The following is a 12,562-nucleotide window of genomic DNA, read 5'->3' on the forward strand; positions in this document are numbered from 1 at the left end:
TAGCGAAATTCCTTGTCGGGTAAGTTCCGACCTGCACGAATGGCGTAACGACTTCTCCACTGTCTCAACCATAGACTCGGCGAAATTGCACTACGAGTAAAGATGCTCGTTACGCGCGGCAGGACGAAAAGACCCCGGGACCTTTACTACAACTTGGTATTGGAGTTCGATGCGGCTTGTGTAGGATAGGTGGGAGACAGTGAAGCAGTCACGCCAGTGATTGTGGAGTCGTTGTTGAAATACCACTCTGGCCGTATTGGACCTCTAACCTCGAACCCTGAACCGGGTTCAGGGACAGTGCCTGGCGGGTAGTTTAACTGGGGCGGTTGCCTCCCAAAAGGTAACGGAGGCGCCCAAAGGTTCCCTCAACCTGGACGGCAATCAGGTGGCGAGTGCAAGTGCACAAGGGAGCTTGACTGCAAGACCCACACGTCAAGCAGGGACGAAAGTCGGGACTAGTGATCCGGCACCCCCAAGTGGAAGGGGTGTCGCTCAACGGATAAAAGGTACCCCGGGGATAACAGGCTGATCTTCCCCAAGAGTCCATATCGACGGGATGGTTTGGCACCTCGATGTCGGCTCGTCGCATCCTGGGGCTGGAGCAGGTCCCAAGGGTTGGGCTGTTCGCCCATTAAAGCGGCACGCGAGCTGGGTTTAGAACGTCGTGAGACAGTTCGGTCTCTATCCGCCGCGCGCGTCAGAAGCTTGAGGACACCTGTCCCTAGTACGAGAGGACCGGGACGGACGAACCTCTGGTCCACCAGTTGTCCCACCAGGGGCACCGCTGGATAGCCACGTTCGGCCAGGATAACCGCTGAAAGCATCTAAGCGGGAAACCTTCTCCAAGACCAGGCTTCTCACCCATTCCAGTGGGATAAGGCCCCCCGCAGAACACGGGATCAATAGACCAGACCTAGACACCCCGCAAGGGGCGAAGGCCACTGGCACTAACCGGCCGAAAACTTACCCACACCGTCCGGCCACCGATGCAGGCCGCACACGGGCCCAAGAAGGAGCCGGACAATCAAACCAACGCAACCACACCCACACCCACCCCACCACCAAACACAGTCAACAAAACACAAAACAAATAACGTTACGGCGGTCCATAGCGGCAGGGAAACGCCCGGACCCATCCCGAACCCGGAAGCTAAGCCTGCCAGCGCCGATGATACTACCCACCCCGGGTGGAAAAGTAGGACACCGCCGAACACACAAAAGCACCCCCCACCCCGGGGGGTGCTTTTCAATTAACACGGATTAGTCGAATAGCGTCATACTCGTTGACATCCCGCGTCTTTCTAATTCAAGCAACGCCCGCTTTCGGTCGAGTCCACCACCGTATCCGGTAAGGCCGCCACTGACGCCGATTACCCGATGGCAGGGCACAACAATGGCGATGGGATTTCGTCCATTGGCCAATCCCACGGCGCGGGCGGCGCCCGGCGCACCGATTTGGCGGGCGATTTCTCCGTACGATCTCGTTTCCCCGTACGGAATGGTCAGCAGTGCCCCCCATACTCGCCGATAGAATTGCGAGCCGTGCAAATCGAGCTGCAGCTCAAAAGCGGTGCGCTGGCCGGCGAAGTAAGCCTGCAGCTGATCGACGGCGTCCGGAAACGCCCGATCGTCGGACACCCAGTCAGCATGATTGGGCGCGTAGGTCTGGTCGACCATGCGCAAGTGAGTCAGAACGGATCCCTCGCCGGCCAATGTCAGCGGACCTATCGGACTGTCGACGGTGCGGTAACGGATCATGCCGTCTCCTGTGCAGGCCAGTGGTTCACTGGGTGGTCGAGCGAGGTCCAAAGATGCTGAGTGGCGTACGAGCGCCACGGTCGCCAACGGTGGCTTCGCGCGGTTAGTGCCCGTCGCTCCATGGGCAAGCCAAGCTGTCTGGCCGCCAGGCGCAGACCGAGGTCCCCGACGGGGAAGGCGTCCGGATCGCCAAGGCCGCGCATGGCAATGACTTCTGCGCTCCAGGGCCCAATTCCGGGTAATGCCAGCAACTGCTGTCGCGCACGTTCCCAGTCGCATCCGGCGTTTAGGACGACGCTGCCGTCTGCGAGCCCGCTGATGAGCGCGCCCAACGTCAGCCGCCGCGCCTTCGGGACCGCCACATGGCCAGGATCGATTTCGGCAAGGTGCTCGATGGACGGAAACGTGTGCGTCAGCCCGCCGTGTGCGTCATGAATCGGCTGTCCGTAGGCCGCGACCAGCCTGCCCGCGTGTGTGCGTGCCGCCTTGGTCGATACCTGCTGACCCAGTACAACGCGCACCGCCAGCTCAGACTCGTCCACAGTGCGTGGAATGCGCTGTCCGGGCGCCTTGGCCACCACAGGCCCCAAACTGGAATCGCCTTCCAGCGCCTCGATTACTGCTTCGGGGTCGGCATCGAGGTCCAAAAGCCGCCGGCAGCGGGCGATCGCTGTTGCCATGTCGCGGAAGTCGTCGAGAAGCAGCAGGCAACGGACATGGTCTGGCGCAGGCTTTAGGCTCGCGATGCCGTTGCCGTTCGGCAACCGCAGGGTGCGTCGGTACGCCCTGTCCCGGACTTCCTCACAGCCGGGCACCGCACTGGCGGCCAGATGGCCGAAAACGCCCTCATAGGCAAACGGCGTCCGGACCGGCAGCCGCAGCGACACGGTGCCCGGAAAGGCGACGTCGCAACCACTTCGGGTCAGGGCCCGGCTACGCAACGCTGTCGGAGTAGTGCCGCAGATCATGCGGATCGTGTCGTTGAACTGGCGGATGCTGGAAAACCCAGCTGCAAAGGCGACGTCGCTCAGCGGCAGCTCCGTTGTCTCGATGAGCACGCGGGCGGTCTGCGTCCGCTGAGCGCGAGCCAACGCGAGCGGCCCTGCGCCGACTTCGACCTGCAACAGCCGCTCGAGCTGGCGAGTGGTGTAGCCGACCCGGCGGGCGAGCCCGCCGACACCTTCGCGGTCCACGGTGCCGTCAGCGATAAGGCGCATAGTGCGCGCGACAACGTCGCCGCGCACATTCCATTCCGGAGAACCCGGGGAAGCGTCAGGACGGCACCGTTTGCAGGCCCGGAAACCCTCGCGCTGCGCGGCCGCCGCAGTTGGATAGAACCGCACGTTGCCGGCGAACGGTGTACGGGCAGGGCAGCTGGGCCGGCAATATACCCCGGTGCTCAGCACTGCGGTGACAAACCAACCGTCGAACCGGGCGTCCCTGGACTGAACGGCGCGGTAGCAGCGGTCAAAGTCGTCATGCACCTTTCGACAATTACACCTGGCCACCGACATCACTGGCGGAAATACGACATCGTCGTCGGAGCAGACATCGGATCTATCTCCGACCTTTAGCCGGGCACGGCCACCTGGATTGGTTCTTCGTGGCCGCGCAGCGTCACCGTGTCGCCGAGACAGCAATGAACGCGCTCGTTTTCGCTCGCAGCGTCGACCGTTTCCGACGAAGCCATCAACCGGGCGGGGTCGGACTTAGCCAGTTCGCACAGTCGGGCCGCTTCGTTGACGGGTTCGCCGATCACGGTGTATTCAAACCGTTCCTTCGCGCCGACATTGCCCGCGACGACTTCTCCCGCCGCGACCCCGATCCCCGCCTGGCACTCCGGCACCTCGCGCTCCAACCGATCGGCGATGGCCCGTGCGGCCGCGAGCGCCTCGTCCTCCGGACGCTCCAGCCGGTTTGGCGCGCCGAAGATGGCCAGCACAGCGTCGCCCTCGAATTTGTTGACTAGTCCACGGTGACGGTCCACTTCGTCGACGATCACCGCGAAGAATCGGTTGAGCAACTGGACGATTTCGGTGGCAGGGCGTTTGCTAACCAACTGCGTGGAGCCGACGATGTCGACGAAAACTACTGCGACATGGCGCTCTTCGCCACCTAGCTTCGGCCGTTCTTGCTCTGCAGCTGCAGCGACCTCGCGGCCGACATGACGCCCGAAAATATCACGCAGGCGTTCTCGTTCGCGCAAACCGTGGACCATCGCGTTGAAACCGCTTTGCAGTTCACCGAGTTCCGTGCCGTCGAATACGACCAGGTTGCAATCCAAATCGCCCTGCTCGACACGCCTAAGCGCTGCGCGCACCACCCTGACCGGCGTCGCGATCAGCCACGACAGGATCCACATCAGGATGAATCCGAATACCAGCGTTGCCCCGGCCAGCATCACCACCGCCACCCCGAACTGGGTCTCGGTCAGGTTCCGCAGCAACAGCGCGAAGATCGCAGTCAGCGCGATGCCCACAACGGGGACACCCGAACCCAACATCCACACCACCATGGTCCGGCCCATGATCCCGGGGGCGAGCCGTCGTGGCGGTCGTCCGGCCTCCAGCGCCTGGGCCGCCACTGGGCGCAGCGCGAACTCGGTAAGCAGGTAGCAGCCGGTCGCGACCAGTACGCCGCAAAAGCTTATCGAGAACAGGACCTGCGGGATGAACCAGCTATTGACAAGGCCGTACAGAGTGGTGGACAACGCTGCCCCGAATCCCCACAGGATGAGGGTGACCAGCGCGAGCCGCCATGGTGCCAGGAAGGTGTTGCGTTGGTCGTCGCGGTTGGGTGGGCGTTCCTCGATTGCCCACCGAAGTGCATTCACGGTTCGTCGGGTCATCCAGAAGATCCCGAATACCAGAGCGAGCATCATGTAGGCCGGTGCGACCGCGAACGTGAGCCACGCCGGCGCATCGCTGAAGACACTGGGTACCGGGAAAGCCACTGCTAGTAGCAGCAGGTCGACACCGATACCGATAAGATTCACCGCCAAGATCACGACGGTGAGGATGAGCTGAATCCGAACCCGCCTGCGGCGCTGACTTTCCGAAACCCGGCCCAGCAGCCACGAGCCGTACTCCGGGGTTTCCGGTAGCCGGCCGCTCTGCCGGGTCAGTCTCTCCAGGAGACGGCCCAGGCGTTGCGCCACCGTTTGCTTGGCCATCATGGTGGCGTCAGCCTAATTTGTCCGCCGTCGTGACTCTAAGGTGACTCAGGTGCGCCTTGTGATCGCTCAATGCACCGTTGACTATCTGGGCCGGCTCACTGCGCATTTGCCGTCTGCGCGCAGATTGCTGCTGTTCAAAGCCGATGGATCGGTGAGTGTGCACGCCGACGACCGGGCCTACAAGCCGCTCAATTGGATGAGCCCGCCGTGCTGGGTCACCGAGGAACTTGACGGGCCCATGCCGGTGTGGGTGGTGCAGAACAAGGCCGGCGAGCAGCTGCGCATCACCGTCGAAGACATCGAACACGACTCCAGCCACGAGCTTGGCGTAGACCCCGGGCTGGTCAAAGACGGTGTGGAAGCCCACCTGCAGGCATTGCTGGCTGAGCATGTCGAACTGCTCGGGCACGGATATACGCTGATCCGCCGCGAGTACATGACGGCGATCGGCCCTGTCGACTTGCTGTGCCGAGACGAACAGGGCCGCGCGGTGGCTGTCGAGATCAAACGCCGAGGCGAGATCGACGGTGTCGAGCAGTTGACCCGCTATCTCGAATTACTCAACCGCGACAGTGTGCTCGCCCCGGTCAGTGGAGTGCTCGCTGCCCAACAGATCAAGCCGCAGGCGCGTACTTTAGCGATCGACCGCGGGATCCGTTGTGTTACTTTGGATTATGACAAGATGCGCGGGCTGGACAGTAGCGAATACCGGCTATTTTGAATCGGGCTCACTACACTGGCCGCATGGCTCGGCGTCGTACGCCGCCACGCCGGCGGCTGCCCGTGCAGTCGTTGGCGGTGCCGCGGCGGCTTGAAATCGGACCGGGCGGTTACGAATACGAGGTGCGACCGGTTGCCGCAGCCCGCGCCTCCAAGACATACCGGTGCCCCGGTTGCGATCACGAAATCCGCTCTCGCACCGCACATGTGGTGGTATGGCCCGCTGATTCGCCGCAGGCTGGTGTCGACGATCGGCGCCACTGGCACACCTCATGCTGGACCCACCGCGCAACACGCGGCCCGACCCGTAAGCAGTCGTAGCCCGGCGACCGATGAGGGCCGAGCGGCCGGAGGAAAAGCCGGGCAATCGTGCCGAGTGGTTACGCTGATTCGGCGGCCGGCTCGACCAGCTCGATCAGCACGCCGCCGGCGTCTTTGGGATGGATGAAGTTGATCCGAGAGTTTGCGGTGCCGCGCCGGGGGGCGTCATACAGCAGCCGGACACCTTGGTCGCGCAGCCGCTCGGTGAGCGCGTCGAGGTCGCTGACCCGGTATGCGAGCTGCTGAATGCCCGGCCCGCGCTTGTCCAAGAACTTCGCGATCACCGACGACTCGTCGAGCGGCGCCATGAGCTGCACCTGCGCGCTGCCCACCGGGGCGCCGCGCACCGACAGCATGGCCTCGCGGATCCCCTGGTCGTCGTTGACCTCTTCGTGCAGCACGATCATCCCCAGGTGGTCGTGGTACCACGTGATCGCTTCGTCCAGGTCGGGCACGGCGATCCCGACGTGGTCAACCGCTGTCACCAACGCAGTGGCCAAGGCGCGACGGACGTCAACGTGATCGGTGGTCATAACGCCACGGTAACCTGATGGGAACGGTTGCGCCTCTCCGATCGGCCAAATCGGCCGTCACCGCCCGCCCTGGAGGTACTCATGACGACGTCGGTCATCGTTGCTGGAGCCCGGACACCCATCGGCAAATTGATGGGCTCGCTGCGCGACTTCTCGGCCAGTGACCTCGGTGCCATCGCGATCGCAGGCGCCCTGGAGAAGGCCAAGGTGCCGGCGTCGCAGGTGCAGTACGTGATCATGGGTCAGGTGCTGACCGCCGGCGCAGGTCAGCTGCCGGCCCGTCAAGCGGCGGTTGCCGCAGGTATTGGCTGGGATGTCCCGGCGATGACCATCAACAAGATGTGCCTGTCCGGTCTTGACGCGATCGCCCTCGCTGACCAGCTGATTCGTGCTGGTGAGTTCGATGTGGTGGTGGCCGGCGGTCAGGAATCCATGACGCAAGCGCCACACCTGCTGGTCGGTAGCCGGGCCGGCTACAAGTACGGCGACGTGACGGTTCTGGACCACATGGCCTACGACGGCCTACACGACGTTTTCACCGACCAGCCGATGGGGGCGCTGACCGAGCAGCGCAACCAGACGGACAAGTTCACCCGGCGCGAGCAGGACGAGTTCGCTGCGCGGTCGCATCAGAAGGCGGCTGCGGCCTGGAAAGACGGCGTCTTCGCCGACGAAGTGGTGCCGGTGAGCGTCCCGCAGCGCAAAGGCGATCCACTGCAGTTCGGCGAGGACGAGGGCATCCGCGCCAATACCACGGTCGACTCGCTGGCCGCCCTCAAGCCGGCGTTTCGCCCGGATGGCACCATCACCGCCGGCTCGTCATCGCAGATCTCGGACGGCGCCGCCGCGGTCGTCGTGATGAGCAAAGAGAAGGCCACCGAGCTTGGACTGACCTGGCTGGCCGAGATCGGCGCGCACGGTGTGGTTGCCGGGCCCGATTCCACGCTGCAATCGCAGCCCGCTAACGCGGTCAAGAAGGCTCTTAAGCGAGAAGGCATTTCCGTCGACGACCTCGATGTCGTGGAGATCAACGAAGCGTTCGCCGCGGTGGCCCTGGCATCCACCAAAGAGCTCGGCGTCGATCCCGACATCGTCAACGTCAACGGAGGCGCGATCGCGGTCGGCCATCCGATCGGCATGTCCGGAGCCCGCATCACCCTGCATGTGGCCCTCGAGTTGGCGCGTCGGGGCTCCGGATATGGGGTTGCGGCGCTCTGCGGCGCGGGCGGCCAAGGAGACGCGCTGATCCTGCGGGCCGGCTAACCGACGCAATCGTCGTCTCGCTGGTTGCTGGATCGTTGCTGGCGCGCACTATTGGCGCGCGATGTGATTTTCGTCATAGCTGCTGATGAGAGTGCCTGTCGGCGCAGCTTCAACCTGTTTTGTACGGCGAGCAGCGCGGTCGCAACCGGGTGGAGTGGCCCCCGGAGCGGCGTGACAAACTTGGTGACGTGACGCGTTCCCGTCCCCCGATCGGGCCCGCCATGGCCGGTGCGGTCGATCTATCCGGCCTCAAGCAGCGAGCCCAGCAGAAGGCCCCGGCCGGTGGCGACACGGCGCCGGCACAGCAGGTGGGCACTGAGATCACCGAGGCCAACTTCGAAGACGAAGTGTTGATCCGGTCCAATCAGGTGCCGGTCGTGGTGCTGCTGTGGTCGCCGCGCAGTGACGTATGCCTTCAGTTGGCCGACACCCTCGCCGAATTGGCCGCCGCCGACAACGGCAAGTGGTCGCTGGCGACGGTCAACGTCGACGCCGTGCCCAGGGTGGCCCAGATCTTCGGCGTGCAGGTGGTTCCGACGGTGGTGGCGTTGGCTGCCGGACAACCACTGTCGAGTTTTCAGGGCATGCAGCCGGCCGATCAGCTGCGCCGCTGGCTGGACTCGCTGCTTTCGGCGACCGCCGGCAAGCTTAGCGATGCAACGACTTCCGGCGAACCAGAGCAGGTCGACCCCGCGTTGGCGCAGGCGCGTGAGCAGCTGGAGGCCGGCGACTTCGCCGCGGCGCAAAACTCATATCAAGCCATCCTGGACGCCAATCCGAACCACGACGAAGCCAAAGGCGCGATACGCCAGATCGACTTCCTGCTGCGCGCTACCGAACGCCGCCCCGACGCCGTGGCCGTCGCCGACGCCGCCCCGGACGACATCGAAGCCGCGTTTGCCGCGGCCGACGTGCAGATTCTCAACCAGGATGTCAACGGCGCGTTCGACCGGCTGATCGCACTAGTCAAGCGAACCTCCGGTGACGAGCGCACCAAAGTACGCACCCGGCTGATCGAGCTATTCGAGCTGTTCGATCCCGCCGACCCCGACGTGATCGCAGCCCGGCGCAACCTCGCCAACGCGTTGTACTGAGCGCCGCACTGCGCCGCGCTACATCGCCTTCCGCTAAGCAGGCTCCAGCCACAGCGCCGACGTCGGTGGAAGTACCAACACCGCCGATGCCGCGCGGCCATGCCAGGGGTCCTCGGTAGCGTCGACGCCGCCCATGTTGCCGATCCCGGCGCCGTGGTAATCGGTCGCGTCGGTGTTGAGCACCTCGCGCCACCGCCCGGCGGAGGGTAGTCCGAGCCGGTAGCCGCTGTGCTCGGTTCCGGCGAAGTTGAACACGCAGGCCATCACCGATCCGTCGCTTCCGTACCGCAGAAAACTCAACACGTTGTTGGCCGAATCGTTGGCGTCGATCCAGGAATACCCCTCCGGAGTGGTGTCCTGACTCCACAGCGCAGGGTGGCTGCGGTAAATCTCGTTGATGTCGTGCACGAAGCGCAGGATCCCGATTGAGAAGCTGTTTTGTTCCAGCTGGAACCAGTCCACGCCGCGCTGCTCGGACCATTCGGCGCGTTGGCCGAACTCCTGACCCATGAACAGCAGCTGCTTACCCGGGTGCGCCCACTGGTAGGCCAACAGGCAGCGCACCCCGGCTGCCTTCATGTGATCATTGCCTGGCATCCGGCCCCACAGCGTGCCCTTTCCGTGCACCACCTCGTCGTGGCTGATCGGCAGCACAAAGTTCTCGCTGAACGCGTAAAGCATCGAGAACGTCATCTCGTGGTGGTGGTAGCTCCGATAAATTGGGTCACGGCTCATGTAGTGCAGGGTGTCGTGCATCCAGCCCATGTTCCACTTCATCGAAAAGCCAAGTCCACCAACGTTGGTCGGCCGTGATACGCCGGGCCATGAGGTCGACTCCTCGGCGACAGTCACAATGCCCGGTGCAACCTTGTGCGCGGTGGCGTTCATCTCCTGCAAAAACTGCACCGCTTCCAGGTTCTCGCGGCCACCGTAGATGTTCGGTGTCCAGCCGCCCTGCGGGCGTGAGTAGTCGAGGTAGAGCATGGAGGCGACGGCATCCACCCGCAAACCGTCGACGTGAAACTCCTGGAGCCAGTACAGCGCGTTGGCCACCAGGAAATTGCGGACCTCGGGCCGGCCGAAGTCGAAAACGTAGGTGCCCCAGTCGAGCTGCTCTCCCCGTTTGGGATCGGAATGTTCGTACAAGGGTGTGCCGTCGAATCGGCCCAGTGCCCACGCGTCTTTCGGGAAATGGGCCGGTACCCAGTCGACGATGACGCCGATGCCGGCCTGGTGCAGCGTGTCGACAAGGGCACGGAAATCGTCGGGTGTGCCGAACCGCGACGTTGGCGCGTAGTAGGAGGTGACCTGGTATCCCCAGGACCCGGCGAACGGGTGTTCTGCGACGGGCAGCATCTCGACATGGGTAAAGCCATGCGCAACAACGTAGTCCGTTAACTCGCGGGCAAGCTCGCGGTAACTGAGGCCCGGCCGCCACGAGCCCAGGTGCACTTCGTAAGTGCTCATCGGCTCGAACACCGGGTTGCGCTGCGCGCGCTCAGCCATCCAATCGGCGTCACCCCACGTGTAGTTGCTCGTCGTCACCCGCGAGGCGGTGTGCGGCGGCACCTCGGTGGCGAACGCAAACGGGTCGGCCCGATCGGTGACCACACCATCGGCGCCGTGCACCCGGAACTTGTATAGCCCGTCGGTCGGAAAGTCGGGCCAGAACAGTTCCCACACGCCCGAGGAGCCCAGCACGCGCATCGGGGCGTCGTTGCCGTTCCAGTGATTGAATTCGCCGATCAGGCTGACACCCTTGGCATTGGGCGCCCACACCGCGAACGACACGCCCTCGACGACGCCGTCAGCGGTGGTGAAGGAACGCGGATGCGCGCCCAGCACGTCCCAGAGCCGTTCGTGGCGGCCTTCGGCGAACAGGTGCAGGTCGACTTCGCCCAGAGTGGGCAAGAAGCGGTAGCCGTCAGCCACGGTATGGACGCCGGGCGCCTCACCGCCGCCCTGATAGCTCACCTCGAGGCGGTAGTCGATGAGGTTGACGAAGGGCAACGCAACCGCGAACAAGCCGTAATCGATGTGCTGCAGCGGGTATCGTCGCCCGCCGACCAGCGCGACAACTTCGACCGCGTGCGGCCGAAACGCCCGGATTACGGTGTGATCGCCGTACTCGTGCGCGCCCAGGATGCTATGGGGGTTATGGTGTTCGCCTGCCGCCAGCCGAGACAGATCGCTGGGGTCGGTAGCCAGATGCAGTGCAGCGAGTGGGTCGCTTCGTGTCATTACAGCCTCACCTCCGGCGCAGCAACGTCATTCGTGACGCCTCGGGAATGAGTGGCATGTTGATGATGTGTGCCACCGACCGGCCAGGGTCGATCCGGACGTAGTTGGCTGCTCCCCATTGGTATTCCTCGCCGGTGATCTCGTCTCGCACCCAAAAGCGTTCATAGGGCTCCATACCCAGCGCGGGCATGTCTAACCACAGCGTCGCCTCCTCGGGCCCAAACGCATTCAGCGTCACCACTACCAACACACAATCACCGGTGGTCGGGTCGAACTTGCTATAGGCCAGCAGCGCATCGTTGTCGATGTGGTGGAAGTGAATGCTGCGCAGTTCTCGAAATGCGGGATGTAGCCGACGAATCTCGTTGAGCCGCTTGATGAACGGTTCTAGCGATCGTCCCTCAGCCAGCGCGCCCGCGAAATCGCGGGGTCGTAACTGGTATTTCTCCGAGTCCAGGTATTCCTCGCTGCCTTCGCGCACCGCGCGGCGCTCGAAAAGCTCGTATCCGGAGTACACGCCCCAGGACGGACCCATGGTCGCCGCAAGCACCGCGCGGATGGCGAACATTCCGGGCCCGTTGTGCTGCAGTACGGCATGCAGGATGTCGGGAGTGTTGACGAACAGGTTGGGCCGGCGGAAGTCTGCGAATTCGGCGATCTCGTTACCGAACTCGGTGAGCTCCCACTTGGATGTGCGCCAGGTGAAATAGGTGTAGGACTGGGTGAAGCCGAGCTTCGCGAGTCCGTACTGACGGGCCGGTGGGGTGAAGGCCTCCGATAAAAACAGCACGTCGGGATCAAGTGCCTTGACCTGACCGATCAACCACGCCCAGAAGTCCGGCGGCTTGGTGTGCGGGTTGTCGACCCGGAAGACCTTGATGCCGTGGTCCATCCAGTGCCGCACGACACGCAAGACTTCGTCGTAAAGGCCGGCGGGGTCGTTCTCGAAGTTGAGCGGATATATGTCTTGGTATTTCTTCGGCGGGTTCTCGGCGTAGGCGATGCTGCCGTCGGGCAGAACAGTGAACCACTCAGGGTGTGCTCTGGCCCAGGGATGATCCGGTGCGCACTGCAGCGCCAGATCCAGCGCGACCTCGAGTCCCAGGCCGCGGGCCGCTGCCACGAACTCGTCGAAGTCGTCGATGGTGCCCAACAGCGGGTGCACCGCGTCGTGGCCGCCCTCTTCACTGCCGATCGCCCACGGCGATCCGACATCACCGGGCGCGGCTGTGGCGGTGTTGTTGCGACCCTTACGGTGAACTTTGCCGATGGGGTGGATCGGCGGCAGATACACCACGTCGAACCCCATGTTCGCGATGCGCGGCAGTGCTGTGGCCGCAGTGGCAAACGTGCCGTGCACCGGCTTACCGTCGGCGTCCCAGCCGCCCGTCGAGCGGGGAAACATCTCGTACCACGCGCTGAAGCGGGCCAGTGGACGGTCTACCCAGATTCCGTAT

Annotated in this window: 9 protein-coding genes, 2 rRNA genes and 1 pseudogene (1 of these 12 cut by a window edge); 6 read left to right on the top strand and 6 right to left on the bottom strand. The window is 63.8% G+C overall.

Annotated features, from left to right (window positions below):
• Positions 1–971: ribosomal RNA gene (locus tag ACFE99_RS09065) — 23S ribosomal RNA — on the top strand; the annotation flags it as partial.
• Between the two features lie 126 nt (positions 972–1,097).
• A 5S ribosomal RNA gene (rrf, locus tag ACFE99_RS09070) occupies positions 1,098–1,212 on the top strand.
• A 48-nt stretch (positions 1,213–1,260) separates the two neighbouring features.
• On the opposite strand, the gene ACFE99_RS09075 is transcribed toward rrf, so the two are convergent.
• From ACFE99_RS09075 to ACFE99_RS09085, 3 genes are all read right to left on the bottom strand, one after another.
• On the bottom strand, positions 1,261–1,758 hold the full coding sequence (locus ACFE99_RS09075) for a methylated-DNA--[protein]-cysteine S-methyltransferase (protein WP_375484454.1): 498 nt from the start codon (positions 1,756–1,758) through the stop codon (positions 1,261–1,263).
• Positions 1,755–3,242, bottom strand: a complete 1,488-nt coding sequence (locus tag ACFE99_RS09080; protein ID WP_375484456.1) for an AlkA N-terminal domain-containing protein — start codon at positions 3,240–3,242, stop codon at positions 1,755–1,757. The genes ACFE99_RS09075 and ACFE99_RS09080 overlap by 4 nt, the downstream gene beginning before the upstream one ends.
• A gap of 86 nt (positions 3,243–3,328) precedes the next feature.
• Entirely contained in the window at positions 3,329–4,933 is a 1,605-nt protein-coding gene (locus ACFE99_RS09085) for an adenylate/guanylate cyclase domain-containing protein (protein WP_375484458.1), read from the bottom strand.
• A gap of 49 nt (positions 4,934–4,982) precedes the next feature.
• Between ACFE99_RS09085 and nucS the strand changes: the two genes are divergently transcribed.
• A complete protein-coding gene (gene nucS, locus ACFE99_RS09090) occupies positions 4,983–5,654 on the top strand; it encodes an endonuclease NucS (RefSeq protein WP_375484460.1) in 672 nt (223 codons plus the stop codon).
• 23 nt (positions 5,655–5,677) lie between these two features.
• Complete coding sequence (locus ACFE99_RS09095) at positions 5,678–5,974, top strand: hypothetical protein (RefSeq protein ID WP_375484462.1); 297 nt, start codon at positions 5,678–5,680, stop codon at positions 5,972–5,974.
• Positions 5,975–6,033: 59 nt separating this feature from the next.
• On the opposite strand, the gene mce is transcribed toward ACFE99_RS09095, so the two are convergent.
• A complete protein-coding gene (mce, locus tag ACFE99_RS09100) occupies positions 6,034–6,507 on the bottom strand; it encodes a methylmalonyl-CoA epimerase (RefSeq protein WP_375484464.1) in 474 nt (157 codons plus the stop codon).
• Positions 6,508–6,588: 81 nt separating this feature from the next.
• On the opposite strand from mce, the gene ACFE99_RS09105 reads away from it, so the two are divergent.
• Together ACFE99_RS09105 and ACFE99_RS09110 are read left to right on the top strand one after the other, a co-directional pair.
• Positions 6,589–7,770 (top strand): acetyl-CoA C-acetyltransferase, encoded by a 1,182-nt coding sequence (locus ACFE99_RS09105; protein ID WP_375484466.1) that lies wholly within the window; start codon positions 6,589–6,591, stop codon positions 7,768–7,770.
• A 188-nt stretch (positions 7,771–7,958) separates the two neighbouring features.
• The gene (locus ACFE99_RS09110; RefSeq protein WP_375484468.1) at positions 7,959–8,864 is read left to right on the top strand and encodes a co-chaperone YbbN; all 906 of its coding nucleotides are present in this window, start codon (positions 7,959–7,961) and stop codon (positions 8,862–8,864) included.
• A gap of 33 nt (positions 8,865–8,897) precedes the next feature.
• On the opposite strand, the gene glgB is transcribed toward ACFE99_RS09110, so the two are convergent.
• A complete protein-coding gene (gene glgB, locus ACFE99_RS09115) occupies positions 8,898–11,105 on the bottom strand; it encodes a 1,4-alpha-glucan branching protein GlgB (RefSeq protein ID WP_375484470.1) in 2,208 nt (735 codons plus the stop codon).
• Between the two features lie 7 nt (positions 11,106–11,112).
• Positions 11,113–12,562, bottom strand: a pseudogene (locus tag ACFE99_RS09120) (alpha-1,4-glucan--maltose-1-phosphate maltosyltransferase) (it continues 653 nt past the right edge of the window).

It is taken from the genome of uncultured Mycobacterium sp. (genome assembly GCF_964249325.1).
Taxonomy (GTDB): Bacteria; Actinomycetota; Actinomycetes; order Mycobacteriales; family Mycobacteriaceae; genus Mycobacterium.

Coding starts and splice junctions, on each gene's coding strand:
- ACFE99_RS09075 (WP_375484454.1), bottom strand. CDS start 1,758: ATGATCCGTTACCGCACCGTCGACAGTCCGATAGGTCCGCTGACATTG.
- ACFE99_RS09085 (WP_375484458.1), bottom strand. CDS start 4,933: ATGATGGCCAAGCAAACGGTGGCGCAACGCCTGGGCCGTCTCCTGGAG.
- ACFE99_RS09095 (WP_375484462.1), top strand. CDS start 5,678: ATGGCTCGGCGTCGTACGCCGCCACGCCGGCGGCTGCCCGTGCAGTCG.
- mce (WP_375484464.1), bottom strand. CDS start 6,507: ATGACCACCGATCACGTTGACGTCCGTCGCGCCTTGGCCACTGCGTTG.
- ACFE99_RS09105 (WP_375484466.1), top strand. CDS start 6,589: ATGACGACGTCGGTCATCGTTGCTGGAGCCCGGACACCCATCGGCAAA.
- glgB (WP_375484470.1), bottom strand. CDS start 11,105: ATGACACGAAGCGACCCACTCGCTGCACTGCATCTGGCTACCGACCCC.